Raw genomic sequence first — 26,671 nt, forward strand, 5'->3', positions numbered from 1 at the left:
TATGGAAAACATAAGTCCATTTATACAAATTAGACGCGACTTACACCAAATCCCTGAACTAGGGTTTCAGGAATTTCAAACACAGACCTATTTATTGCACTATTTGGAATCATTGCCACAACAACGTCTACAAATCAAAGAATGGAAAACAGGATTATTCGTTATGGTGGCTGGAACCAATCCTAATAAAATTATTGGGTACCGGACGGATATTGATGGGCTGCCAATTACCGAACAAACGAATCTTCCTTTTCAATCCAAGCATGAAGGTAAGATGCATGCATGTGGACATGACTTTCATATGAGCATTGCACTTGGCATCTTAACTCATCTAGTCCACCATCCGGTAAAAGATGATGTATTATTTATCTTTCAGCCGGCGGAGGAAGGACCAGGCGGTGCCTTGCCAATGCTTCAAAGTCCAATTATGCAGGAATGGAAGCCGGACATGATTATGGCCCTTCATATCGCTCCGGAATATCCTGTCGGTACTATCGCGATTAAAGAGGGTCTGCTATTTGCTAACACATCTGAATTATTTATCGATTTAAAGGGTAAGGGAGGGCATGCTGCATATCCACATCAAACAAAGGATATGGTAGTTGCAGCGTCCTACTTGGTAACTCAACTCCAATCCATCATTTCAAGAAATGTTGATCCATTGGACAGTGCTGTTATTACAATTGGAAAAATAACAGGCGGAACCGTCCAGAATATAATTGCTGAAACCTCTAGAGTTGAAGGTACAATACGGACGCTATCAGTAGAAGCAATGCAAAAGGTTAAGCACCGGATAGAGGCAGTTGTTTCTGGGATCGGTGCAAGCTTTGAATGTGAAACGAGCATTGATTATGGCTCGATGTATCATCAAGTATATAATCACGAAGAACCCACGCGAGATTTCATTAAATTCTTAAAAAACAGGGAAGATGTTCACGTTTTTATTTGTAAGGAAGCAATGACTGGTGAGGATTTTGGCTATATGCTCAAGGAAATCCCTGGTTTTATGTTTTGGCTGGGTGTAGATTCTCCATACGGACTTCATCATGCTATGCTTACACCTGATGAAAAAGCCATTGACCTTGCAATTAAGACTGTTTCTGAATATTTATCCATACTTTAAAAAAGGTACACCTTGTGGAAGGGTGTACTTTTTTTGCGAGGATAAGAGAGTATAAATTGTTACGCTATCCAGATTATTTAACAAAATTAAACCTGGCTAAGATCCAAGTGAAATTGTCACTTTCACTTTCAATTTCACCAAGTGAAATTGTCGCTTTCATTTTCAATTTCACCAAGTGAAATTGTCGCTTTCATTTTCAATTTCACCAAGTGAAATTGTCACTTTCACTTTCAATTTCACCAAGTGAAATTGTCACTTTCACTTTCAATTTCACCAAGTGAAATTGTCACTTTCACTTTCAATTTCACCAAGTGAAATTGTCGCTTTCATTTTCAATTTCACCAAGTGAAATTGTCGCTTTCATTTTCAATTTCACTTTCACTTTCAATTTCACCAGCGCCTATCGGCTAACATTTTTCTACGTCTTCTCCCTTCGATAAGTCAACATCATGTGAAATTAAACTAAGAATTTCACTCAACCATACGCCGATGTGCAAGGCGCTTCCGCTTTTCTTAATGAAAAATATTTTATTTTTGGTAATCTATTGTAAAATAGTAAAGGAAACTATTTTTTTGAAAATTTTGTAGGGTTTCAATGAAAATATTCGTTAAACCATTAGGAGGTTTTCATTTAGAAAAGGAGGACTATGCTAGAAAAAGAAGAAATCTTCAATAAATAGAAATTTAATGATAAAAATGGGGGCCAATATGAAGAAAATAATGAAGTGGACTATTCTTCCGTTAATAATTATCCTATCCTTCCTATTCTTAACCTCACCAGCATCAGCCAAGGGTGAAATTCAAGTTAAGGCGGATATTGGATATGATGGTACAGTAAAAACCGGAAGAGGAGTCCCAGTACATATAAAGCTGATAAACAAAGGGGAAGATTTCAACGGAGATCTTCTTATCAATTTTGCTCCAACGTATAATTCAGGTGGTGCGAAGGTATTACATGTCCAAATACCGGCACATTCCCAAAAAAGCTATACCATCTCAATACCTGGATTTTCAGAAGATATGGGCTTTTCCAATGATAAGCAGCCATTTATACATTTATTTGAGGGGAAATGGCAGAATGGGCATGAAGCAGCCATTTCTGGGGCATTAACCGATCTACCTAAAGTATTATCTTCGGATTCTGCAGCTATAGGTTTTTTGAGTGAAAATTATGATAGATTAAAAGAATTAAAGGTTCTACAGTTGGCAAATAGCAGTTCAAGCACCTTCTCCCTATCTAAGGATAATTTTCCGACGGATTCAACGGGGTTAGAATTTTTTGACTTCATCGTAGTCGATGAATTTGCCTTAACCACCTTAGATAGCAAACAACAGGATGCACTTCTTAACTGGGTTAAAAAAGGTGGAGTATTAATAGCCGGCGGAACTCCAAACGGTATTCAATCATTTGGAAAATTGCAATCTAGTATGCCTTTGGATTTAAACACGGAAACAACATTACATAATATATCTTTCTTAAAAAGCGATCCAAAGCCATCATTCAAAAGTCTTCCGATTTTTACGGGAAAGGTAGCTGATGACGCAAAGATCATTGTCTCTACAGAATCACACCCGGTTATTGTACAAAAATCAGTGGGGAGTGGAAAAATTGTACAGATGGCATTTTCCATTGGAGATGCCCCGCTTTCTTCGTGGCGAGGTTACAGTGGATGGTTCAGTAACCTTCTAGATAATTCGGAAAATACCAACTTAAAAGGAATGCTTAAGGATGACAACCTTTTTAATAATATGATGTATCAAATAGGGGATGTAAATGATTTATTTCCTTCTTCCTATTTTTCATTAGGTATTTTAATAGTCGTTTTAGTTGGCTATATCATTATAGTAGTTCCTGTAATGTATTTGTTTTTGCGTAAATTGGACAAAAGAGAACATGCATGGTGGCTAATCCCTGTCCTTTCCATTCTTTTTTCAGGGGGTATCTTTGCTACAGGAGCGAAGGATCGAATCGCTTCTCCACATGAAAATCAAATGGGAGTATATAAGGTTAATGAGGATGGAAGTTTATTCGGTTTTTATACGTCAACCCTCATGTCTAATACTAGTGGCGACTATAAGGTCGAATACCCAATAAACGAATTAAACGCCATCCCATTTTTTCGCGTGAGTAATATGAATAATGGTCAGATATACAAACAGGCAACGCTTGAGGATAACCACAACCAGCAAGAATTAACATTTCCTAATGTGGAGTTTTGGTCGACCCGATCTTTTTATAGTTTTGCTCATAAGGATCACGTTGGTCAATTTATGGCTGATTTATCTTTACAGGATGGAAAATTAACAGGCAACATAAAAAATGAGTTTCCTTATAATTTTAAAACGCTGTATATATGGTCAGGTTCTAATACTTATGAGCTTGGTGCTGTAAAGAAAGGAGAGTCCGTAACGGTTAATAAGGACATCAATGAACCATTTTTGTCTTCTTTACAGTATACAGATAATATAGCGTATCAAATAAATATGAATAGAATGAATGCATCTGATATTGAGCCGATGAAAGAGGAAGTCTTAAAATTGGTGGCAGCACGAATCAACAATAGCGATTTAAATGATCCGGTAATAGTAGGGATTACAGAGGATGATGTAGTGAAGACAAATTTCGTGGGTAAGAAAATGAAGAGTGAAAAGCTTTCTTTCATTTACCAGCCCTTTCAAGTGAAAAACGATTTCAAAGGACCTTTCACTTTAGATTCTGAACAGATCTCCTTGAAAATAAAAGCTTTAAACGGCAATATCATCGATGAAAATACGGGACAAAAAGGTGTAGTGATGCTGGATGGCGGCGAATACGAATTAAATTATCAACTACCTCAACAGGTGATACCATCTAAAACAATATTGGAGGAAATAAGAATTGTATTAGAGGATAATGCACTTACCAAGTCGGAGGCTAATACGAATTATAGAATTTTCGACTACTCTACGAATGAATATATAAAATTAAATTCAAAAAATAGAGTTGTTATATTACACGACCATCCGGAAAGGTTTGTTCTTAATAACAAATTAAAGTTAAAGCTGATAAAAAGCGGGAATGAGCATCCAGAAGTGAAAATCCCGCAAATCACCTTGAAAGGGGATATTCGTCCATGATTGAAATCATAGATCTTACCAAACGATATGGAACGTTTACTGCTCTAGATTCTCTTAATCTAAAAATCGAAAAAGGAACGGTTTTTGGTTTCGTTGGACAAAACGGAGCGGGGAAATCTACCACCTTTTCGATTTTGGCGACCCTTTTGTCCCCAACATCCGGAACTGCTTATGTAAATGGCTTTAATATTGCAAAGGACCCGAAACTAGTAAGAAAGCAAATCGGATATATGCCCGATTTTTTTGGAGTATATGATCACTTAAGAGCGGATGAGTATCTTGATTTTTATGGTGCAAGCTACGGTATTCAGTCTGAGGAAAGGAAAAAATTGATTCCTCAGCTTCTCGAACTGGTGAATTTATCCCATAAGAAAGATTCTTATGTAGATGTTCTTTCACGAGGGATGAAGCAGAGGCTTTGCTTAGCGCGTTCCTTAATCCATGATCCGGAAGTACTGATTTTGGATGAACCTGCATCAGGATTAGACCCACGGGCAAGAGTGGAGATGAGGGAGATTTTGAAAGAATTAAAGACAATGGGGAAAACCATTTTAATTTCTTCTCATATCCTACCCGAACTTGCGGAAATGTGTGATGAGATTGGGGTTATAGACGGCGGAAAACTTGTTGCCCATGGTACAGTGGCGGATATTCATAAACAATTACAAGCGGAGAAATTAATCATTGTAAAGGTGCATCAAGATCGGGATAAGGCAATGCAATTTTTTGAGGATCAAGAAAAAGTATTGCATGTAGAAAGTCTCGAGGACGAAAATAGCTTCCAATTTGTATACAAGGGTGAAGATTTATCACAAGTAAATCTATTGAAGCAAGCAATTACACATAATATTCCAATTGTTAGCTTCAAGGAATTAGAGACGAACCTAGAAGATGTCTTTATGGAAATAACGAAGGGAGTCGAACTTACATGAAACAATTATTCATTAATCCCGTATTAAATAAGGAATTTAAACTGAGGTTTCGCTCCTTAAAAACCTTCTTGGGACTCTTGGCATATTTAGTGGCAATTGGGATTATTGTCGTCGGATTTATCTACTTAATGACCAATTTCAGCGGTTCCGGCTTCTTTCGACCGGAAGAGAGCAAGCAAATGTTCATTATGCTTTCCTTCATCCAATTAGCATTAATTTTGTTCATTACACCAGGGCTTTCGGCAGGAATTATCAGCGGAGAGAGAGAGAGGCAAACATTAAACATCTTGCTTACAACTACGCAAAGCTCAGCAAGCATTATTTTAAGTAAATTGTTTTCCTCTGTCTCCTACTTGCTACTTTTAATAATTGCAAGCTTGCCAGTTTATAGTATCGTTTTTCTTTTTGGGGGAGTTTCACCAGGAACACTATTATCCATTATGGGGTTTTATATTTTTACCATTTTGGCATATGCAAGTCTTGGAGCTTTTTTCTCTACTATAATTAGACGCACCATCATTTCGATTATTACCACTTATGGAGTGACGCTATTTTTAGCAGGTGGAACAGCCTTTTTATTTTTAATCTCATTGAATTTTTCACGTGCACAGCAGTTAACGGAAAATATTTCTTGCTATTTGTTGGCAATGTTAAATCCACCAATTGTGCTGGGAAGTATTCTCATACCGGATATCAAGGATGAGATTATTCGATTATCCGGTATTCAATTTCCGATTTGGGGTGCTTATATTATCAGTTATTTAGTAATTATTGCTGTTGTTTTGTTTGTAAGTATTGTTAAGCTTCGGCCAAACATGAATCCGAAAAATAGGTGATAGAATGGATCCAAAAAATCAATTTAAAAATCTATTGATATCGGTAATGAGACAACTATGGCTATTACATGTGACAAAGCAAATACAGCTCCTGTTCTTGCTAACAGGAGCATACTCTTTCCTACTATTTTTAATATCTAGGATATTGGTGATTCCATATATTTACAAATATTGGTTAATAGGTTTCTTTATCATTATTCTTTTTGGCACCTTAAGGATATTTCGGCAGAGGCCAACTTTCAAGCAGTCTGTTCAGTTGTATGATGATTTTCTTGGGGAAAACAGAGCAGGAACCGCCTTTGCTTTTATAGAACGAGAGGAAGAAATCTATCAATTACAGAGAAATGATGCAGTTAAGCAAATGAAAGAAACAAAGAACCAGGTTTTACAACGTAAGAAAAAGTGGATCTATTCTATGTGGATAATATGTGGCATCCTCCTATGGTCCGGTGCAGCTGCATCCCACTTCATACCGAATGCAACCATGCATGCCGCAAAGCAAAAGGAAAAGGAACTGGAATTAATAAAGAAAGTGGAAAAGAAGCTTGGAAAACAAGCAAAAGTACAAACAAATAAGGAATTGGAAAAAACGCTTGAAAAAGTAAAAAAAGACTTGAAATCCTCAAAGGATGCAAGGGAAGCATTAAATAAGTTAATAAAGCAAAATAATCAGCTTGAATTAAAGCAATATAAGGCAAATGTGCAAAAAGCGAAGCTGCAAAACCTTCAAAACGATTTAAAAAGTGCGGGATTGAATTCATTGGCAAAGGCACTTTCTCAAAATGATATTAAGAGTCTTGGAAAGGAGTTTGACCGTTTAAAACAAAACTGGAATCAATTATCGGAAAAGCAGAAGCAAGCTTTACAGCAATTATCGAATTCTACAAAACCTCTTACAAAGGAGGAACTTTCTAAGCTTAAGAAGCAATTAAAGGATGCCATAATATTAGCTGGACAACAAAAGGATCTGCAGCTTGCCCAAGATGCAATCCAGAAATCTGCTTTAGATCTGCAGCAAGCTATGATTACTGAAGGAATGCTGGATTCAAACGAAGTTGCTTACTCTCCAAATAAGGAATCATCTCCTCAATCGAGTAAAGGGAATACTGGTACAGGCAATAAAGCGACTAATCAAAACAACGGGCAAGGAACAGCAAATGGACAAGGAGCAGGTCAAGGTCAGGGACAAGGGCAAACTGGTGCTACGGGAAATGGCAACGGAAGTGGTAATGGTAATGGTAATGGACAAGGTGGAAATGGTGGTAGCAAAGGACGAGGTGCTGGCCGAGGTCAGGGGGATCGGAAGTTTTTAACAATACCGGATAAAGTCAATGGTGGAACAAATATAGAAAAGGATTTAGGTAAGCTTGGGCCTGGTGGAAATCAGCAGCAAACCTCAGGGAATGGTCCTGTCCTAAGGGGAAGCATCCGCCCCTATGAAGAAGTATATGGACAGTATGAGCGAGCATTTCGTGACAATGCAGAGCGGATTCAACTGCCTTCTCAACTAGAGGAACTAGTAAAGCAATATTTTACGAATTTAAATCCAGATTAAGGAGTGTGATGAAATATGCTACAGGCAAAAGAAGAACTGTTTCAATATACAATCAGGCTTTTGCAGCAAACAAAGGAGGAAATTCAAACATTTATTGTTGGGCAAGAGGAAACGGTGGATCAAGTTTTATGGACAATATTTTCTGGCGGTCATGCACTTTTAGAAGGATTGCCGGGACTTGGGAAAACAATGCTCATTAGAACGATTGCGGATGTTTTGGATTTATCCTTTTCTCGTATCCAATTCACTCCAGATTTGATGCCTTCTGATATAACGGGAACGATGATCATTCAACCGGTTGAGTCAGGTAAACAGCATTTTGAATTTCACAAGGGACCGATTTTTTCAAATATTGTCTTGGCAGATGAAATAAACCGTGCTACCCCGAAAACACAAAGTGCCTTGTTAGAAGCAATGGCGGAGAAGACGATTACCGTATTAGGGGATACAAAGATGCTGGAGGCGCCTTTTTTTGTTCTTGCTACTCAAAATCCAATTGATATGGAAGGTACCTATCCACTTCCTGAAGCTCAGATGGACCGTTTTATTAGTAAAATTAATGTAAAATATCCAAATAAAGAAGAATTGAAAGAAATAATTAGAAGAACGACTGGAATGGAATCTAAGCCATTGAACAAGGTCATGACAAAGGATGATGTATTAAAAATCCAGTTATTAGCTCGAGAAATGATTGTTTCAGATGAAATTCTTGAATTTGCTGTTACGCTTATTTCCGCTACACATCCTGATTCTGCTGATTCGCCGGAATCTATCCGGAAATATGTTCAATTCGGCAGTGGCCCAAGAGGTGTGCAAAGTTTAATTCAAATGGCAAAAACTCGCGGCTTGTTCCAAGGTAGGTATCATGTATCCATTGGAGATATTAAGCATGTTGCTTTCCCGGTGCTTAGACACCGCATTCTCTTAAATTATGAAGGGGAAGCAAGCGGGACAAGTCCTGATAACCTTATTGAGGATTGTATAGCGGCAGTGCAAAAAACGGTGATAAGTAAATGACAATGCTCTCTTCGGAATTATTGGCTAGACTCAGGAAGGTAACGATAATGGTTCGAACGCGTAAACGCGGAATGCACAAAGGGGTAAGAAAATCTCCAAAGTTTGGTTCATCCCTCGAATTTTCCGATTTTCGTACGTATCAACCTGGGGATGATCTTCGGCAAATTGATTGGAATATATATGGAAGAACAAAAAAACATTACATTAAACGTTTTCTGGATGAGCAGGAAATTAAAACAGCAGTTTATTTGGACTCTACATCCTCTGTTACAGCCATCGAAAGTAAATGGGAGAGAGCGAAACAACTAGCAGCTGCTCTATCCTATATTACCTTAACAAGTGAAGATAAGCTTTCTTTCGTACCTATTGCTTCAAACGAAGATAGGATACTGACTAGAAAAGGAGCAGTGCACGCAAAATCATGCCTTTATGAAATAATTCAATGGAGAGGGGACTCGAAAGCAGAATCCTTTACAGAATGTATACAAGGACAACTTTTGCGAGATCGCCAGTTAAATATCATCATAACCGATGGGCTGGAGCCAATTGAGAAGTATGAGATGGTTTTCAATAAGCTAGGCTCTGTTAGAGGGGATGTATGGTTTATCCAGATTTTAAGTCAATTAGAGGAACAGCCTCCATATGTAGGAGATTTAAAATTAATAGATAGTGAGACTGCAAAGGAAGTAAATATTAGCATAACGCCAAAACTAGTTGAAGAGTATAAGAAAAAACAAAATGAGCATAATGCAAAGCTTCAGGGTTTATGCAAGAGACTGGGATTTCAATACTTTTATTTGAATGATGCTAAATCGATTGATGAAATCCTAATGAAAGATTGGCTGTCCAGAGGTTGGATTAAATGAGGTGAGAATAATGGGGATTATGAATCCAATCTATTTAATTTTAAGCCTATTTATTATAGCTGTAATTGTATTTTATTTATTTCGTAAGCAATACAAAAGTACCATTATTCCTTCTAATCTATTTTGGGAGCAAGTAATGAATGAATGGCAGGCGTCCCCTTGGATTGATAAATTGCAACGAAACCTTTTGCTGTTGCTTCAACTGTTGATTTTATTCTGTTTAATGCTTTCTCTAATAAAGCCGTTTTGGCTAGTTAAAGGGGTAGAAGGGGATCATATTATTTTTATTGTTGATACTTCGGCATCCATGTCAGCCCAAGAAGATGGAATAACAAGATTTGATCAGGCAAAACAGGAAATGAATGATATTGTAAACAAGTTAACCGGCCAGGATGTTACCATTATCACGGCTGGAAATACTCCGGTTGTTACTCTAAAAAAAGAGGACTCAAAATCAATCATTAAGTCTCGGTTGAAAAAGCTTCAACTTTCCTATCAATCCGATAATTTAGAGAAAGCAATTCACATGGCTGAATCTCTTGCTAAAAATAATAATACCTCTATCCATATTTATTCTGATTCTGTTAAGAAAAAGGAAATATCGAATTTTGCTTCCTCCATTCCGATTCAAGTACACAACATCGGTCAATCAGGCACTAATGTATCACTTCAGTCGTTTGGGGTTGCAGAACGTAACGGAAAATTAATAGGGATTGCTGTGATTGAAAATCAAGGAAATAAGAAACAGAGCTTTCATTTAAAGATCCGGTTTGAGAAAGAGGAATTATCCAAGCAAAGAGTAGCGATTGGCGCAAATTCACAAAAAATTATCCAAATTCCATCCTTACCCAAAAGAGACTACTATACAGCAAATATTACAGCAAAAGATAATTATCCTGTTGATAACGTAAGGACAGCAGTGTTTAGCCCTACTTACAACAAAATATATGCAATTGGAGAGGTAAACCCTTTTATTATTAAAGGATTTGAAACTGTAGGGGTAAATGTAATTCAACTATCCGAAAAAGATTGGGAAAAAGAATCAAAAGATGGCATCATTTTAACAGAAAGTATCCCAACTGAAAAATGGCATACATCACTGCCAATCTTCGCTGTAAATCCAAATAAAGAAAATCATGTTCTAGTGCAAAAAGAAATTGAAACCAAAAATGACTCATTATTGCAATATGTTAATTTTTCAAAAACATATGTGAAATCAGCAGCAAGTATCAATCCATCGAAAACCATGGATATTATTGCACAAAGCGGATCCGTACCACTGCTGGAAAAGGGAGAAATAAATGGTGTTAGGGTCATTGCATTAAATTTTCGGATTGAAGATACGGATTGGCCATTGCATCCCGGATTTCCCATTTTTTTATACCAATCGTATCAATGGCTTTCTGAAAAACGTAATTTCCAAGGGTTCTTTCAGCCTGGTGAAAGGAAATGGATGAATACGGATACAGAGGCGGAATGGAAAATGTTTGATGCTAATGGAAAATATATTCGTTCCTTCCAGCTTCAAAAGGAAAGCTTTATTGCTCCGAACAAGCCTGGTCTTTATGAAATATTGTCAAATAAAAAAAGCAAATATTTAACCGTACTATTAAATGATTCAGAGAATAATATAGAGGTTTCTCCATCCTTTGCGATTAATCAGACCAAACTGAAAGCTTCAAAGCAAAGCCATGTTCAATCTTTTAGCAATACATGGTACTGGTTTGCAACAGCAGCACTTCTTCTATTATTCATAGAGTGGGAGGTGTATCGACGTGGTAATAGATATTAAGTATCCTATTCTTTTTTTGTTAGTACTTCCGGCAGCATACGTATTGTACCTATTCTATAGAAGAAGTCGCCTACATAATAGATTGGAGAAAAACATTATTACGATCTTGCGGGCTATTATTTTCTTTTTATTTATTTTCGCATTAACCGTTCCGCAAATGCTGCTGCCTGTAAAAGGGGAAAACGTTATCTTTTTAGTGGATCGCTCTGCCAGTATGAGGGGTTCGGATGAAAAAATATTAGCATGGATAGAGAAAAGCATAAAATCAAAGAAACACGCTGACTCTTATTCTATTATTTCTTTAGGAAAAACAGCTGCCATTGAACAGAGTTTGAACAAAAAGTCCGACCTAATACAACAGTTTTCTACAAAGTTGGATGAGGGAGAGACGAATATAGAAGAAGGTATTCAGCTGGCCTCTTCCTTAATTCCTGAAAATCAAAAGGGGAGAATCGTTCTTTTTTCAGATGGAAATGAAACAGCTGGGAATGCAGTAGAGGCTGCACGGCAATTAATTGGCGAAAACACTATACTTTCCTACGTTCCAATGCAAGGAGAAATGGGAGAGGATATGGCATTAACTGAATTTCATGTTCCTTCCTCCATGTATAAAGGTGAAAGGGCAGAGTTAAAGGTTAAAATAGTCAGTGACTATCAAAAGGAAGCGGTTATTCGCATCTCCTTGAATAATCAAGAAATTATCAAGAAAAAGGTGCTGGTAAAGGAAGGGGATAACCTGTTTACCTTCTCCCATCTAGCAAATGAAACCGGAATGTTTGTATACAAGGCAGAAGTAACTGCTTCGGGTGAAACATTTCTTGAAAATAACGAGCTTAATGGAGTCTCCAATGTATCTGGAACACCAAAAATTCTAGTAGTTCAAAATAAGAAGGATAATACATTTTCAAGAATATTAAAATCTTCAAAATTACAAGTGGAAACGATTTTTCCAGAGCAGTTACCGAGTTCCATATCCGGATACTTACCATATCAATCTATTATATTTAATAATGTCCCTGCCACAGCGATTACCGAAAAAAAGATGGAAATGATTGAAAAAACGGTAAAGGACTTTGGAACAGGCTTCATCATGACAGGTGGTGATAATAGCTTCGGCTTAGGCGGTTACTTCAAAACGCCGATTGAAAGGATTCTTCCTGTTGATATGGACATAAAAGGGAAGAAAAAGATGCCATCTCTTGGCTTAGTGATTGTATTGGATAGATCCGGAAGTATGGAAGGTCAAAAATTGAGATTGGCAAAGGAAGCTGCTGCACGCTCGGTCGAACTTTTGCGGGATGAAGATACTCTTGGACTCGTTGCCTTTGATGACCGACCGTGGGAAATTGTTAAAACAGGTCCAATAAAAGACAAGAAAAGTGTCATAAAGAAAATTCGTTCCATAACAGCCGATGGAGGAACAGAAATCTATACTTCCTTGAAATTGGCTTATGAGAAACTGAAGCCATTGAAGCTTCAGCGCAAGCATATAATTTTATTAACTGATGGACAGTCTTCTACGAATTCCAGCTATGAAAGCTTAGTAGAGGCTGGAAAAAAGAATAATATTACAGTCTCCACCGTTGCATTAGGGGAAGATGCAGACCGAAATTTGCTTGAGAGTATAGCAAATTACGGATCCGGCCGTTTTTACTATGTATCTGATTCAACGGTTATCCCAAGTATTTTATCTAGAGAAACAGTAATGGCAACACGAACATATATCGAGGACGATCCGTTTTATCCCAAAATACAGCCTTACCCAGGATGGGGAAATTTGTTTGCAGGTGGCGTACCGAAAATGAATGCCTATATCGCTGTTACCTCTAAATCAGCCGCGCAGGTTTCGATTTTAAGTAAAAAGGATGATCCGGTTCTAGCAGAATGGCAATATGGATTAGGAAGAACAGCGGCTTTTACCTCTGATACCTCTGGAAAATGGTCCGGAGATTGGGCAAGATGGGAAGGTTGGCCAAGCTTTTGGAGCAAGCTGGTAACTCAAACATTCCCGTCCTATGAAAATACCCCATATGAGATAAATGCACAAAGGGATAATGGCGGTACGAAGATAATGCTAAAGTCCGACAAGCTTGAGCTATTACCACTTGAAGCGGTAATTGTTTCACAGGCCGGAGAGGAAATGAAGGTCCAATCGAAGATGACAGCACCAGGTCAGTATGAATTAAATATGGAAGATAAACCTGGAATGTACTTTCTGCGGTTAAAACAGCAAACAGAGGAGGGCAATAGCAAGCTTTATCAAACTGGTTTTTCTGTTCCCTACTCGGATGAGTATTTATTAAATGGCCTTAATAAGTCATTTTTAAAGAAATTAGCCTCTATTACAAATGGCGAGCAATTAAAGAAGGAAAAAGAAGCCTTCGCACCAATAGACAAATCTTCCTTTCAAAAGCAACCATTTAGTGAAGTTTTGCTGCTTATTGCTTTTTTCCTGTTTTTTGTAGAAATCGCCATTCGTCGATTTGGAATACGAAGAATATTATCCTTACTGCCAAAGAAGAAACAAAGGCAGACCAAAGGTAAAGAGGAGATTACACATGTTAACAAGCTTATCCAAACGAAAAATCGGAGTACGAAACCGAAGATGGAGATGACGAAGGAGAAAAAAGAATCATCACCAGATTGGAGAAAGACAGAAAAGTACACTCCTAACGTTTCTTCGGACAAGAAAATAGAAAAAAAACAAGGGAATGAAGACCGCTTGCAACGCTTAATGGACGCAAAAAAGCGAAGAAATCGGTAATATGCTAAAACCCATAGGTGCCTGGCACCTATGGGTTCTTTGTTTTTATGAAGGACAATATAAGCAGATATTCACAGGAAATGTCTTTCATCGCCTGGATGAAGGACAAAACAAGCATGATTTTACAGGAAAATGTCTTTCATCGCCTGGATGAAGGACAAAACAAGCATGTATTCTCAGGAAAATGTCTTTCATCGCCTGGATGAAGGACAAAACAAGCATGTTTTCATAGGAAAATGTCTTTCATCGCCTGGATGAAGGACAAAATAAGCATGTTTTCACAGGAAATGTCTTTCATCGCCTGGATGAAGGACAAAACAAGCATGATTTTACAGGAAAATGTCTTTCATCGCCTGGATGAAGGACAAAACAAGCATGTTTTCATAGGAAAATGTCTTTCATCGCCTGGATGAAGGACAAAATAAGCATGTTTTCACAGGAAAATGTCTTTCATCGCCTGGATGAAGGACAAAACAAGCATGTTTTCACAGGAAAATGTCTTTCATCGCCTGGATGAAGGACAAAACAAGCATGTTTTCACAGGAAAATGTCTTTCATCGCCTGGATGAAGGACAAAACAAGCATGTTTTCACAGGAAAATGTCTTTCATCGCCTGGATGAAGGACAAAACAAGCATGTTTTCACAGGAAAATGTCTTTCATCGCCTGGATGAAGGACAAAACAAGCATGTTTTCACAGGAAAATGTCTTTCATCGCCTGGATGAAGGACAAAACAAGCATGTTTTCACAGGAAAATGTCTTTCATCGCCTGGATGAAGGACAAAACAAGCATGTTTTCACAGGAAAATGTCTTTCATCGCCTGGATGAAGGACAAAACAAGCATGTTTTCACAGGAAAATGTCTTTCATCGCCTGGATGAAGGACAAAACAAGCATGTTTTCACAGGAAAATGTCTTTCATCGCCTGGATGAAGGACAAAATAAGCATGTTTTCACAGGAAAATGTCTTTCATCGCCTGGATGAAGGACAAAACAAGCATGTTTTCACAGGAAAATGTCTTTCATCGCCTGGATGAAGGACAAAACAAGCATGTTTTCATAGGAAAATGTCTTATAAGTAGATTCTACAAGACATTTCTGTTAAAAAGGCAATTAAATTTCCAATAGAAACAGCTTAAACGATTCCGTAAGAGTGCCAGACCATGAGTCACATCTATTCTCTATAATAAATTTACACTCGGAATTAATTTTTTCATCTCCTTCGCCCCATTATCAGTAACCTTAATAGCACGTGTTTTCGGATGGCGTTCGATCCACTTCAATTCCAGCATCCTATTCAAAATAGCATTTCCTAGAGCTCCTCCTAAATGATAGTGTCGCTCGCTCCAATCAATACATTTTAATGAAAATTTTCTTTTTTTGGTTTTTAGTAGCTCTAGGTCTATTTGAAAATCAGAAAAAAATTGTTCCCCTTTTACTGTTACCGCAAACTCCTTATCCCACGCCTCAATGTACCCAATATCAATTAAGCCCTTTGTAAGCTCCACTCCTAATTTTCCTGCCAGATGATCGTAGCAAGTCCTTGCATATTTCAACGCTTTCATTTCTGTGGACTGTTTTAAAGACTTAATCTCAACTGGCGGTGAAAGAGCTAAGAGCGATTCCAGTACTTCCGCAATTTCTGAATTTGCGAGCCGATAATAACGATGCCGGCCTTGATGTTCTATTATAACCATATTTAATTCTGCCAGCTTTGCTAAATGAAAGCTTGCTGTTTGCTGTTTAATTCCAGCTTGATAAGCGAGTTCACTCGCTGTGTGGAAGCGATCGTCAAGTAAAGTAGTTAGGATTGCAGCTCTTGAGGGTTCACTAACAAGTGATGCAACCTTTGCGATATTAGGATTCGTGTTCATACCATCATCCCCTCTAAATATTTCATATTTCGATGATAATGGAAATATTCACGTTTTACAATAATGTTGAAAAGGAGAGGATGGAATTGAATCAAATGGCAACGAAATTAAAGCATAGAACAATTTCCCCAAAAATCTTATATTATGGGACGCCTGTTATTTTACTTAATACGTTAAATGAAGATGGAACAACAAATATCAGCCCTATTTCCTCGTCCTGGGCTTTAGGGGACTGTATTGTATTAGGGATTGGTTTAGGCGGGAAGGCGATGGAGAATCTAAGGCGCCATAAAGAATGTGTATTAAACATTCCGGACTTTTCCTTGTGGAAGCGTGTAGAGGATATTGCTCCTTATACGGGGAAGAATCCGGTTCCAGAGGAAAAACAAAAGCTGGGTTTTTCATATAAAAAGAATAAGTTTCATGCCGGAACATTCACAGAACAACCATCTGAAATGGTTCAGCCATCTAGAATTAATGAATGTTCCATTCAAATTGAAGCAGAAGTGAAAAACATACAAATACCAGAGCACACGCCTTTCTTTTGCATAGTTGAAACCAAGGCATTAAAAATTCATGTTCGAGAGGATCTGGTAGTTGGAGGACATCATATTGACCCTGAAAAGTGGAACCCATTAATTTATAATTTTCGCCATTATTTTGGCTTAGGTGATCCATTAGGAAGAACTTATCGGGCAGAGGTGTAAATAGAAATCACCCTTTCCAAAAATATAGATTGATATATAAATAGAGATTGTTTAATATATTCTATAAATTCATTTGGAGGGGTATATATGATTAAAAAGCTAACATCATCGCACCATGAACAAGTAATGGAATTCTTAATGGAAGAACCATCAATGAATTTATTTATTATTGGTGATATAGAATCTTTCGGATATGATAGTGAGTTTCAAGAATTATGGGGAGATTTTTCTCCCGCGGGGGAATTAAGAGGTGTATTGCTCCGATACTATCATTCTTATATTCCGTACGGAAAAGCCGATTTTGATCTGGAAGGATTTATTGAAATTCTGAAAAAAGATCCTGATTTTAAGCTTTCGGGAATAGAAAAGATTGTGGGGAAATTTGAAGAAGCAATCCAAGATAATCTTGGCAAAAAGCAGGTGACGTATTTTTGTGAATGTACAAAAGAACATTTTTCAGGAGTAAGTGCAGATCTGGCTGCTGTTAAGAAGGCTAAAATCAACGACATTGATAGAATTCTGGAATTACGGGCTGGGATTCAAGAATTTGTTCCAAATCCTCATGCAAAAGAAATGATGGAAAAAGGGATGGAAATTGGGACAGCTCGAACCTATTTTATGGAGGTAAACGGAGAGATGGTAGCTTCGGCATCCACAACTGCCGAAAATTCTTTATCCGCTATGATTGTTGGAGTATGTACTGCTGTAGGTCATCGCAAGAAAGGTTATGCAAGCGTCGTAATGGAAAAATTAATGGAAGACATTTTTACAGAAGGAAAAACCTTATGTTTATTCTATGATAATCCGGAAGCCGGCCGCATATATAAACGACTAGGTTTTAAAGATATTGGAATGTGGACAATGTATCGGTAATGCCGGTTTAGACTGTTAAAATCCAAAGGTCGATTTTAATTTGGTGTTTTTCTTGTCTTGTTATGTATCCAAATATAGAATAGGTTAAGGATATTTGTATTAAGAAGATAATCTAATCTTTCAAGTTATTACAAATATATTCGTTTGCAATAGTAAGTTTCGCTCAATATAAAAACTGTAAATAGATTTCGGATAGTTTTCCGGAGTCTATTTTTATTTGTAAAAAAGACACTATAAAATATGTCTAACTTGTTGGACATTAAATTAAAAAAGTGGTAATTTAACTATATAAATCTATTTGATGGTGAAGGCTATGAAAAATAAAATTAAAGAGCTGAGGCAAAGGCTAGGAATGACACAAGAGGCATTGGCATATCAATGTGGAGTTGTAAGACAAACCATTAATTGCGTGGAAAATGATAAATACGATCCGACGTTAGATTTAGCTTTTAAGATAGCTCAAAACTTACAAGTAAAGGTAGATGAATTATTTATTTATGAGTAAATTTAATGAGACTTATACTATTACAATGAAGGATATTGTCCGGGAAGGCGATCCAATATTACGCCAAGCGACGGAAGAGGTAGCTGTTCCGCCAACAAAGGAAGACCAGGAAACATTAAAATGTATGTTGCAGTATTTGAAAAATAGCCAAGATCCTGAACTACAAACAAAATATAAATTAAGATCCGGAGTCGGGTTATCTGCAAACCAAATAGGTTTGAATAAGAGGATGTTTGCTGCTTATTTTCATGATGAGAAGGGGAATCTTCATGAGTATGCATGGATAAATCCGAAGATTATCAGCCATTCCGTCTCAATGATTTATATTACAAATGGAGAAGGATGCCTGTCAGTGGATAGGGATGTGCCAGGATATGTTCCAAGATATGAACGGATAAAGGTTAAGGCAGTTGATCTGAATGGGGAAGAGGTTACCATAAAACTAAGTGGTTTCGCGGCAATTGTTGCACAGCATGAAATTGATCATTTGAACGGTATTATGTTTTATGATCATATTAACAAGGAAAATCCATTCCAACTTCCTAATAATGTAGAAATTAAAAGCCTATTTTAAAGACGAAACGAAGCTTCCTGCTTCGTTTATTTTTTTTGAATATATTTATTTAGGAAGAACTTTTTGAATAGATTTAGCATAATATCATAATATTTGAGATTGTTTCAAAATGGATATAGAAAATTGAAATTATCTCCTATATGCTGATAAATAAGAAAATGAATAAAATGGAGGTACCGCTTGTGGTAGGTTCTTTTATACCTGCAATATTATCGTTTGCATCTGTTTCTATTCTTTGCCCATTTTTTATTGTATTTTTAAAGAAATTTGGACTGACACAACCTATTAGAAAGGAGCTTCCTGCCGATCATCAATTAAAAAAAGGGACTCCGTTGATGACGGGAAGTATATTTATTTTAGGGGTGTTTATCGCCTTACTTTTTAGCCGTACGCCACTAATGGTGTTTTTATCAACAACTTATATCTTATTTGGTCTTATCGGTTTTTGGGACGATTTTTGGAAGGCATCACGCCAAGATCCAGGTGGAATTTCTGGAAAAACAAAATTAGTTTTTCAATTTCTATTCACAGGTGTGCTGCTTTATTATTTGGTTTCTGTTGCTGGGATTGATACCAATATTCGAATCACAGATTCTTTCGTCATATCGCTACCGATTTTAATTTATATTGCAATCATCGGATTATTTGTGGTAGGGTCTGCAAATGCCATTAATTTTACTGACGGAATGGATGGCCTTTTGGGAATTGTTTGCATACCAACTTATTTTTTCTTTTATTGCATATCAGAAAGTACAGAGGTTCAAGTTTTTTGCCTTATCATGATCGCTTGTGTACTTGCGTTTCTTATTTATAATATTTATCCGGCAAAGGCATTTATGGGGGATACAGGTTCCTTAGCAATCGGAGGTTCTCTTGCCTTTCTCGCTGTGTATGAAAAAGTGGAAATTATCATTCCAATTTTATTTTTTGTTTATTTTGCAGAACAATTAGCTGTGATTATGCAAGTTAGCTATTTTAAGCTTACAGGAAAGAGAATCTTCCGAATGACGCCAATTCATTTTCATTTTGGATTAAAGTATGGATGGTCGGAAAATATGATTGTCATTGTATTTGGTCTAGTCTCTTGGATTTGTACGTTTATATGTTTGCTTTATTGGAGATTTTTTTTACATCAATAAAAGCTGACAACATGGTTCCTAAAAAGAAAAAAGGCAGCCATGCGATACATACAATGGCAAATAGCTTCCACGGATGAAAATCAGCAATTATCATAAGCAGTCCACTGATAACGAAACCAAACAATAAATATATGGTTATGATCTCCATTACACACACCCCTTTTTGATATTATAAGGAGCTGTGGTTAAATTGTTTGGGCGAATGTGGAAAAAGGACTGGGCATATTACCTTGCCCAGTCCTTTTGATTAATTTTCTACCACTGCGACATGTTTATCCAGTGTTTCTTTAATAATTTTCCTTAGCTTTCTTTCCACCTCTGATTGTTTACCATTCTTTGTTTTTGCAATGACACGGAGAACAACAGCAGTTTGGCTAAAGGATTGAACCCCTAATACATTCGGGCCATCCACAATATTTTCATCATCCTGTTTAATAGTGTCGCATGCTTTTTGAATGATATTGATTGCATCATCAATATTAGGGCAGTCATTAATGGAGATATCTACGAGTGCCTGCATATTCCCTCGGGAATGATTACTTAAGCTAGTAATGAGTCGGTTTGGAATATAATGCAGTGTTCCATCCATCGATCGTAATTTCATAGTGCGTAAGCCTACTTGTTCAACTACTCCGGTAAAACTTCCGGTCGTTACATAATCATCGACCTCTACCTGTCTTTCCAGCAATAAAAAGAAACCTGTAACAACATCACTTACTAGTCCTTGTGCACCAAATCCAATCGCCAATCCGGCAATTCCCGCACCGGCAAGTAGCGCAGTAACTTTAATGTCAAATTGTTGTAGCACCGTTACAAAGAAGATGAAAAACAATACATAGGAAAAGATATTTTCACATAAACTTTCCAAAGTTTTCGATCTGCTTGTCGAAACAAGAGGGTTTTTTGCATGATTTACAAAAGCTGTATGAATAATCTTCTTTCCTACTATCTTTATAATGATGTAAATAACATAAGTGACAATTACTTTTAGTAACAGGGTTCCGAGTTTGATCGATAACTCGAGCCAATCAAAGTTCATTATCTTATCTGTAATATAATCCATCCATTTCTTCCTTTCCTTGCTGTACTATAAAGTGATAAAAGAAACTTGTACCTTATTTCATTCCCTTATCTTACACGATAAACCTCTCCATAATTAAATTTTAATCATCATTTAATAAAATTGTTTATTTTTTAATAAAAACGGGAAAAACAAAAAGGGTTGAGTTTAAAGAATATAATTATTTTTTATTTAAATTGATTATTATCAGATTTGACTATAAAATTTTGTGTTACTATAATTAAAGATGTGATATTCAAGAAGTAATTGAGAAAATCCTCATTGCTTTATCAATTATAATACATATGGAGGGATTCTTTATGGCAGAACGCATGGTTGCAAAGCAAGCTCCACGTTTTGAAATGGAAGCAGTATTACCAAACAAAGAATTTGGCAAGGTTAGTTTAGAAGAAAATATGAAAAATGATAAATGGACAGTGTTATTTTTCTATCCAATGGATTTTACATTTGTATGTCCTACTGAAATCACTGCACTATCCGATCGTTATGATGAATTTGAAGACCTTGATGCGGAAGTAATTGGTGTATCAACAGATACGATTCATACTCATTTAGCGTGGATTAAAACAGACCGTAAAGATAATGGTCTTGGTGATTTGAACTATCCGCTTGCTGCTGATACGAATCATACTGTTTCTCGTGAATACGGTGTTTTAATTGAAGAAGAAGGTGTCGCACTTCGCGGGTTATTCATTATTAATCCAGAAGGCGAATTAATGTACCAAGTGGTAAATCACAATAATATTGGACGTTCTGTAGATGAAACTCTTCGTGTTCTTCAAGCTCTACAAACTGGTGGATTATGCCCAGCAAACTGGAAGCCTGGACAAGCTACTTTAAACGCTTAATAGTATTTGAAAAAAGACCTAACAAAGGCTGTTAGGTCTTTTATACAGGTTCTTTCATTAATACTAGCTGCTTTTGTTAACGAAAATATTATACAAACATTCGATCCGAAAAACAGCCTTCATAAATAAAGGAGGAATTAAACATGAAGCTTCGTGAACCAATACCAGAATTAAGCGGTGCAACAGCATGGATTAATGGAGAAGTAACTCGCTCTGACCTTGTTGGGGAAAAACCAACGCTAATTCATTTCTGGTCTATTAGTTGTCATTTATGTAAAGAAGCAATGCCCCAAGTGAATCAATTTCGGGATGAATATAAGGATAAACTAAATGTAGTTGCTGTTCATATGCCGAGGTCAGAGGATGATTTGAATTTGGATGAGATTAAGCGAGTTGCGGAAGAGCATGGCATTTCACAGCCAATTTTTGTTGACAGCGAGCATAAACTAACGGATTCATTTGAAAATCAATATGTACCTGCATATTATGTTTTTGATAAAGACGGAAATCTTCGTCATTTCCAAGCAGGCGGCAGCGGAATGAAGATGCTAGAGAAACGCGTAAACCGGGTCTTGGATGAAATGGAAGCAGCAAAATAACGAACTTAAAAAGACAGATACAGTTTTGTATCTGTCTTTTCTTCTTTCCAGAATCATAATTTTTATTTTCCTGCATAAGGATAGATGTGGTTCCTTTTTGAATTCATTTTAATAAGGATTCATTTTTACTATATTAATTGGAGAACTTGTTTACTGTCGAAAAGGGCTTATCTAATAGCTCTTTTTTCTTTTGGAAAAGCTGGTTAGACTTAAGCAATTAGTACCAAAAGATATTATAATAAACGAAACATAAAAATATCTTATAAATTTTAAAAAATTGGGATAAAAGAGTGGAAAAATATTTCGAAACCCGATATATTTATAATTACGTTCAAATAATTTTTACAGGCAGGGGGGAATTATGTGGAGACATTTAAAAAGCTGAAACAGTTTTATATGCCATATAAGCATTTGTTTATTACGTCCATGGTTTTTTTACTGTTAGTTAATGCTATTACAATTGTTTATCCCATTATTCTGCAAATAACTATCGACGAAGGTGTCATGGGAAAAAAATATAACTGGATACCTTATTTGGCTCTTGGATTTATTGGTATTATGGCCATAAAAGGCGTGGCAACTTTTATCCAGCAATATACAGGTGATATGTTTGGAATTACATCTGTTTACCGCTTACGGAACGAACTGTATAAAAAGCTGCAGTTTTTGCCGTTTAAGTATTATGACAATGCCAAAACCGGTGACTTAATGTCCAGGCTGACTTCTGATGTAGAAGGATTTCGTTTCTTTTTATCTTTTGGATTCAGCGAGTTGCTAAGATTTATTTTTACATTAGCTATTTGTTTTGGTGTTATGTTCTATTACTCTGTTTCTTTAACTCTAATGACCATGATTACGTTACCGTTTCTAGCCGTATCAGTTTATCGCTTCGATAAGCTAATTCATCCAGCTTTCCGTGGAATCAGAAGATCATTTGGCCGTTTGAACACAAATGTTCAAGAAAATATCAGCGGAATCAATACGGTTAAGTCATTATCTCGCGAAGAGTTCCAAAATTCAAAATTCAATGTTTCAAATGAAGACTTTAAGGATAGACAAATTCATACTTCCAATGTTTGGGCAAAATTCTTTCCTCTAATGGAGTTAATCGGGAATGCCTGCATCATTATAATCCTTGCATATGGCGGATATTTGGTTATCCATGAGGATCTAACTCCAGGTAAGCTCGTTGCCTTTTATAGTCTTGTAGGATTTATTATCGAGCCTATCATCAACCTTGGATTTACCATTAATATGTTTTCACAGTCTAAGGCTTCTGGAGAGCGATTATTAGAGATTTTAGAAGCAGACGATGAGATTTTTGATAAGGATAATGCTGTAACAGTGGATCGTCTTAATGGTGATGTTGAGTTTCAGCATGTAACACTTAAATATTTTGGTGATGAAAATGCTGCTATTAGAGACGTAAGCTTTAAAGCAGAAAAAGGAAAAGTTATTGGCCTGATTGGGGCAACAGGTTCAGGAAAGACAAGTATCACACAGCTTATGACACGTTTTTATGAGCCTGTCGAGGGAAAGGTTTTAATAGATGGCCGACCAGTTTCCGAGTATACATTGCAATCCTTACGAAATAATATCGGTTTTGTACTGCAGGAATCCTTTTTATTTTCATCCACTATTCGAGCTAATATTGCTTATGGCCGTCCTGATGCAACAATGGAAGAAATTATTCACGCTGCCAAGCTTGCACAAGCCCATGATTTTATTATGGAATTGCCAGATGGATATGATACGATGCTTGGCGAGCGCGGGCTCGGACTTTCCGGTGGTCAAAAGCAAAGAATTGCCATTGCAAGAGCTATTTGTTTGAATCCAAGTATATTAATCTTGGATGATGCTACCAGTGCGGTGGATATGGATACAGAATTTAAGATTCAAGAGGGTTTTAGGCAGTTAATGAAGGATCGTACTACCTTTATTATTGCCCATCGGATTTCCTCTTTGAAGCATGCGGATGAAATTCTCGTATTCGAGGATGGAAAAATTGTCGAAAGAGGTAAGCATGAAGAACTGCTGTCTAATGGTGGACCATATGAAAGAATCTATACGATTCAGTACAAGGACCAGCAAGCAATACTTCAAGCACAGACAGGGTGAGGTGATATAGATGGAAAATACAAAAAAGCTTAACCCAAAGGTGATGGAAAGATTTCACTATTCATCTGAACAAGTAATAGATAAACCTTTTAACTGGAAGCAAATGATTCGCCTTTTGGGTTATGTCAAACCATATTTAAAAAATTTAGTACTTAAATCGTTTATAACCGTTTTATTAAATACCATAATCCGTCTAATTATTCCTACCTTAATTGGTGTATACGCAATTGGAAAGGGAATTGAAAAAAAGGATGGGTCATTTTTATTCACAATCATAACCATTATCTCTATCTTATTTATTATGTCCTATATAGCAGGTATATTGCGTATTCGCTGGCTAAATAAGCTCGGACAAAATGTTATATTCGATATTCGAAAAGACTTGTTTACTCATGTGCAACGCTTATCCCATAACTTTTTTGATCAGCGCTCTGCTGGGTCCATCCTTGTTCGAATCATGAATGATACAGGCTCGTTACAGGATTTATTTACAAATGGGGTTATCAATCTTTTAATGGATATGCTGATGCTGCTAGGGGTAATTGTCATACTATTTACCCTCAGTCCACAAATGACATTAGCCATTATTATCATTTTGCCAATCATGTTCTTGATTTCTACGAAGCTAAGGAAAAAAATCCGCATGGGCTGGCAATATATGCGCTTAAAGCAATCTAAGCTAAATTCACATTTGAATGAGAGTATTCAAGGGATTCGAGTAACACAAGCATTTACGCAAGAACATGAAAACATGGCATTTTTTGATGGGGTAAATTTGGAGAATTATCACGCATGGAAAGATGCGACAAGAAGATCAGCTATGTTCCGCCCAATGGTAGATTTAACGAATGCAGTAGGATCTGCCATCCTTATTTGGTATGGGGTTCATTTAATTCAAGGTGATCATTTGAAATTGGGAGAATTCGTTTCTTTTGCTTTTTATTTAGGGATGTTTTGGCAGCCGATTTCAAGGATGGGGATGGTATATAACCAGCTTTTACAAGCGATGGCTTCCTCTGAAAGAATCTTTGAATACATGGATGAAACTCCTCTTGTCAACGAAAAAGGAAATGCGGCTACTATTTCAGATATAAAGGGACATATCGTATTTGAAAATGTTGAATTTGCATACGATACAAGACGTAAAGCGTTAAATGGTATTAATCTTGAGATGAAGGCAGGTCAAACTATAGCACTTGTAGGGCATACTGGATCAGGTAAAACAACCATTGCCAATTTAATCAGTCGTTTCTATGATCCAACTAGCGGTTCCGTAAAAATCGATGGCCATGATTTGCGTGATATCACATTAAGAAGCCTTCGGAATCAGATTAGTGTGGTTCTGCAGGATACATTTATCTTTTCAGGTACCATTATGGAAAATATTAAGTTCGGGAGACCGGATGCGACAGACGATGAGGCGATTAGCGCCGCCAAGGCAATTGGTGCCCATCATTTCATTGAAAGGCTGCCTAGCGGCTATGAGACGCAGGTAGAAGAACGTGGAAATATTCTTTCCGTTGGAGAACGTCAATTATTATCGTTTGCTCGGGCCTTACTCGCAGACCCTAAGATTATTATTTTGGATGAAGCAACGGCAAGTATTGATACAGAAACAGAAGTTCAAATTCAAGGAGCGCTTAGGACCTTATTAAAAGGAAGAACATCTGTAATCATCGCTCACCGACTTTCAACGATTCGGGAAGCGGATAAGATCTTTGTACTTGATCATGGTAACATTATTGAAGAAGGAAATCATGATGAGTTGATGAAGCATCAAGGAGAGTACTTCCGACTTGTTAAAGCACAATTTAAAGTATTAGAAGAAAAGTAGTATATGAAAAGAGAATGACTTCGGTTATTCTCTTTTTTCATTTTCCTTATTTTTTAGATACGTCTTAAGTCCTATAAAAAAATAAAGCTTGCGATTGTTATGGATGGAGAGGAATTTTTTTATGATAAGTATATCGAAAGGAGGTAATATCATGAAAAAGGTATTGATATTCGGTTTGGCGGTGATTTTAGCAATAGTGGCACTAGCAAGCTTAGGGCATATTATTGGACTCGCGATTAGCTTAATTGTCGTGTATTTCTCTTTTAAGCAATTTTTAAAATCCCATTCGTTTTGTGGGAAATTGCTGTGGGCGCTTGTCGGAATAGCTGGATTAAGTGCTGTAGTAGCCAGCCTACCAGCATTAGCCGGCATAATAGCAATCTATTTGCTCTATGTTGGTTATAAACATTGGACAGAAGATGAAAAAACAGCTTCAGCTGCAACTAGCAGCAACCCATTTGATAATTTTGATCAACAATGGAATGAAATGAAGAAAAATTTCCATTAATAACGCAGG

22 protein-coding genes are annotated in these 26,671 nt (G+C 36.8%); 19 read left to right on the plus strand and 3 right to left on the minus strand.

The window, feature by feature from the left end; all coding sequences use genetic code 11:
• Position 1: 1 nt before the first annotated feature.
• From KHA87_RS03480 to KHA87_RS03520, 9 genes are all read left to right on the plus strand, one after another.
• Entirely contained in the window at positions 2-1,123 is a 1,122-nt protein-coding gene (locus tag KHA87_RS03480; RefSeq protein ID WP_213092711.1) for an N-acetyldiaminopimelate deacetylase, read from the plus strand.
• A gap of 708 nt (positions 1,124-1,831) precedes the next feature.
• Positions 1,832-4,240 carry a hypothetical protein gene (locus KHA87_RS03485; protein ID WP_213092712.1) on the plus strand — a complete coding sequence of 803 codons (2,409 nt, stop codon included), beginning with the start codon at positions 1,832-1,834 and terminating at the stop codon, positions 4,238-4,240.
• Complete coding sequence (locus KHA87_RS03490; protein ID WP_213092713.1) at positions 4,237-5,172, plus strand: ABC transporter ATP-binding protein; 936 nt, start codon at positions 4,237-4,239, stop codon at positions 5,170-5,172. The genes KHA87_RS03485 and KHA87_RS03490 overlap by 4 nt, the downstream gene beginning before the upstream one ends.
• A complete protein-coding gene (locus KHA87_RS03495) occupies positions 5,169-6,008 on the plus strand; it encodes an ABC transporter permease (RefSeq protein ID WP_213092714.1) in 840 nt (279 codons plus the stop codon). Before KHA87_RS03490 ends, KHA87_RS03495 begins: the two co-directional genes overlap by 4 nt.
• Before the next feature lie 4 nt (positions 6,009-6,012).
• The gene (locus tag KHA87_RS03500) at positions 6,013-7,563 is read left to right on the plus strand and encodes a hypothetical protein (RefSeq protein WP_213092715.1); all 1,551 of its coding nucleotides are present in this window, start codon (positions 6,013-6,015) and stop codon (positions 7,561-7,563) included.
• 15 nt (positions 7,564-7,578) lie between these two features.
• Positions 7,579-8,580, plus strand: a complete 1,002-nt coding sequence (locus KHA87_RS03505) for an AAA family ATPase (protein WP_213092716.1) — start codon at positions 7,579-7,581, stop codon at positions 8,578-8,580.
• Between the two features lie 47 nt (positions 8,581-8,627).
• A complete protein-coding gene (locus KHA87_RS03510) occupies positions 8,628-9,446 on the plus strand; it encodes a DUF58 domain-containing protein (protein ID WP_213092717.1) in 819 nt (272 codons plus the stop codon).
• Positions 9,447-9,456: 10 nt separating this feature from the next.
• On the plus strand, positions 9,457-11,238 hold the full coding sequence (locus KHA87_RS03515) for a vWA domain-containing protein (protein ID WP_213092718.1): 1,782 nt from the start codon (positions 9,457-9,459) through the stop codon (positions 11,236-11,238).
• Positions 11,222-14,002 (plus strand): VWA domain-containing protein, encoded by a 2,781-nt coding sequence (locus tag KHA87_RS03520; RefSeq protein WP_213092719.1) that lies wholly within the window; start codon positions 11,222-11,224, stop codon positions 14,000-14,002. The genes KHA87_RS03515 and KHA87_RS03520 overlap by 17 nt, the downstream gene beginning before the upstream one ends.
• Positions 14,003-15,183: 1,181 nt before the next feature.
• On the opposite strand, the gene KHA87_RS03525 is transcribed toward KHA87_RS03520, so the two are convergent.
• The gene (locus KHA87_RS03525; RefSeq protein WP_213092720.1) at positions 15,184-15,876 is read right to left on the minus strand and encodes an ArsR/SmtB family transcription factor; all 693 of its coding nucleotides are present in this window, start codon (positions 15,874-15,876) and stop codon (positions 15,184-15,186) included.
• 80 nt (positions 15,877-15,956) lie between these two features.
• Here KHA87_RS03525 and KHA87_RS03530 point away from each other — a divergent pair, with 80 nt between their 5' ends.
• The 5 genes from KHA87_RS03530 (at position 15,957) to mraY (ending at position 19,674) form a co-directional block, all read left to right on the plus strand.
• Positions 15,957-16,583, plus strand: a complete 627-nt coding sequence (locus KHA87_RS03530) for a flavin reductase family protein (RefSeq protein WP_213092721.1) — start codon at positions 15,957-15,959, stop codon at positions 16,581-16,583.
• An 87-nt stretch (positions 16,584-16,670) separates the two neighbouring features.
• Entirely contained in the window at positions 16,671-17,456 is a 786-nt protein-coding gene (locus tag KHA87_RS03535) for a GNAT family N-acetyltransferase (RefSeq protein WP_213092722.1), read from the plus strand.
• A 313-nt stretch (positions 17,457-17,769) separates the two neighbouring features.
• Complete coding sequence (locus KHA87_RS03540) at positions 17,770-17,961, plus strand: helix-turn-helix transcriptional regulator (RefSeq protein WP_213092723.1); 192 nt, start codon at positions 17,770-17,772, stop codon at positions 17,959-17,961.
• Positions 17,954-18,535, plus strand: coding sequence for a peptide deformylase (gene def, locus KHA87_RS03545; RefSeq protein ID WP_213092724.1), 582 nt, complete (start codon positions 17,954-17,956; stop codon positions 18,533-18,535). Before KHA87_RS03540 ends, def begins: the two co-directional genes overlap by 8 nt.
• A gap of 182 nt (positions 18,536-18,717) precedes the next feature.
• Complete coding sequence (gene mraY / locus KHA87_RS03550; protein ID WP_349305552.1) at positions 18,718-19,674, plus strand: phospho-N-acetylmuramoyl-pentapeptide-transferase; 957 nt, start codon at positions 18,718-18,720, stop codon at positions 19,672-19,674.
• On the opposite strand, the gene KHA87_RS03555 is transcribed toward mraY, so the two are convergent.
• Positions 19,634-19,822 carry a hypothetical protein gene (locus tag KHA87_RS03555; RefSeq protein ID WP_213092726.1) on the minus strand — a complete coding sequence of 63 codons (189 nt, stop codon included), beginning with the start codon at positions 19,820-19,822 and terminating at the stop codon, positions 19,634-19,636. The genes mraY and KHA87_RS03555 overlap by 41 nt on opposite strands.
• Positions 19,823-19,921: 99 nt before the next feature.
• A complete protein-coding gene (locus KHA87_RS03560; RefSeq protein ID WP_213092727.1) occupies positions 19,922-20,737 on the minus strand; it encodes a mechanosensitive ion channel family protein in 816 nt (271 codons plus the stop codon).
• A 317-nt stretch (positions 20,738-21,054) separates the two neighbouring features.
• Here KHA87_RS03560 and KHA87_RS03565 point away from each other — a divergent pair, with 317 nt between their 5' ends.
• From KHA87_RS03565 to KHA87_RS03585, 5 genes are all read left to right on the plus strand, one after another.
• Positions 21,055-21,603 (plus strand): peroxiredoxin, encoded by a 549-nt coding sequence (locus KHA87_RS03565; protein ID WP_213092728.1) that lies wholly within the window; start codon positions 21,055-21,057, stop codon positions 21,601-21,603.
• A gap of 143 nt (positions 21,604-21,746) precedes the next feature.
• Complete coding sequence (locus KHA87_RS03570; RefSeq protein ID WP_213092729.1) at positions 21,747-22,202, plus strand: TlpA disulfide reductase family protein; 456 nt, start codon at positions 21,747-21,749, stop codon at positions 22,200-22,202.
• A 363-nt stretch (positions 22,203-22,565) separates the two neighbouring features.
• Positions 22,566-24,320: an ABC transporter ATP-binding protein gene (locus KHA87_RS03575; RefSeq protein ID WP_213092730.1), complete on the plus strand. Its 1,755-nt coding sequence runs from the start codon at positions 22,566-22,568 to the stop codon at positions 24,318-24,320.
• Between the two features lie 10 nt (positions 24,321-24,330).
• Entirely contained in the window at positions 24,331-26,154 is a 1,824-nt protein-coding gene (locus KHA87_RS03580) for an ABC transporter ATP-binding protein (RefSeq protein WP_213092731.1), read from the plus strand.
• A gap of 151 nt (positions 26,155-26,305) precedes the next feature.
• Complete coding sequence (locus tag KHA87_RS03585) at positions 26,306-26,662, plus strand: lmo0954 family membrane protein (RefSeq protein ID WP_213092732.1); 357 nt, start codon at positions 26,306-26,308, stop codon at positions 26,660-26,662.
• Positions 26,663-26,671: the final 9 nt, after the last annotated feature.

The organism is Bacillus sp. FJAT-49736 (assembly GCF_018343615.1).
GTDB lineage: Bacteria > Bacillota > Bacilli > Bacillales > Bacillaceae_C > Margalitia.

Excerpts from the sequence above, each read along its gene's own strand:
- KHA87_RS03480 (WP_213092711.1), top strand. The coding sequence starts at position 2 with ATGGAAAACATAAGTCCATTTATACAAATTAGACGCGACTTACACCAA.
- KHA87_RS03485 (WP_213092712.1), top strand. The coding sequence starts at position 1,832 with ATGAAGAAAATAATGAAGTGGACTATTCTTCCGTTAATAATTATCCTA.
- KHA87_RS03490 (WP_213092713.1), top strand. The coding sequence starts at position 4,237 with ATGATTGAAATCATAGATCTTACCAAACGATATGGAACGTTTACTGCT.
- KHA87_RS03495 (WP_213092714.1), top strand. The coding sequence starts at position 5,169 with ATGAAACAATTATTCATTAATCCCGTATTAAATAAGGAATTTAAACTG.
- KHA87_RS03500 (WP_213092715.1), top strand. The coding sequence starts at position 6,013 with ATGGATCCAAAAAATCAATTTAAAAATCTATTGATATCGGTAATGAGA.
- KHA87_RS03505 (WP_213092716.1), top strand. The coding sequence starts at position 7,579 with ATGCTACAGGCAAAAGAAGAACTGTTTCAATATACAATCAGGCTTTTG.
- KHA87_RS03510 (WP_213092717.1), top strand. The coding sequence starts at position 8,628 with ATGGTTCGAACGCGTAAACGCGGAATGCACAAAGGGGTAAGAAAATCT.
- KHA87_RS03515 (WP_213092718.1), top strand. The coding sequence starts at position 9,457 with ATGGGGATTATGAATCCAATCTATTTAATTTTAAGCCTATTTATTATA.
- KHA87_RS03525 (WP_213092720.1), bottom strand. The coding sequence starts at position 15,876 with ATGAACACGAATCCTAATATCGCAAAGGTTGCATCACTTGTTAGTGAA.
- KHA87_RS03530 (WP_213092721.1), top strand. The coding sequence starts at position 15,957 with ATGGAATTGAATCAAATGGCAACGAAATTAAAGCATAGAACAATTTCC.
- KHA87_RS03535 (WP_213092722.1), top strand. The coding sequence starts at position 16,671 with ATGATTAAAAAGCTAACATCATCGCACCATGAACAAGTAATGGAATTC.
- KHA87_RS03540 (WP_213092723.1), top strand. The coding sequence starts at position 17,770 with ATGAAAAATAAAATTAAAGAGCTGAGGCAAAGGCTAGGAATGACACAA.
- def (WP_213092724.1), top strand. The coding sequence starts at position 17,954 with ATGAGTAAATTTAATGAGACTTATACTATTACAATGAAGGATATTGTC.
- KHA87_RS03555 (WP_213092726.1), bottom strand. The coding sequence starts at position 19,822 with ATGGAGATCATAACCATATATTTATTGTTTGGTTTCGTTATCAGTGGA.
- KHA87_RS03560 (WP_213092727.1), bottom strand. The coding sequence starts at position 20,737 with ATGGATTATATTACAGATAAGATAATGAACTTTGATTGGCTCGAGTTA.
- KHA87_RS03565 (WP_213092728.1), top strand. The coding sequence starts at position 21,055 with ATGGCAGAACGCATGGTTGCAAAGCAAGCTCCACGTTTTGAAATGGAA.
- KHA87_RS03570 (WP_213092729.1), top strand. The coding sequence starts at position 21,747 with ATGAAGCTTCGTGAACCAATACCAGAATTAAGCGGTGCAACAGCATGG.
- KHA87_RS03580 (WP_213092731.1), top strand. The coding sequence starts at position 24,331 with ATGGAAAATACAAAAAAGCTTAACCCAAAGGTGATGGAAAGATTTCAC.
- KHA87_RS03585 (WP_213092732.1), top strand. The coding sequence starts at position 26,306 with ATGAAAAAGGTATTGATATTCGGTTTGGCGGTGATTTTAGCAATAGTG.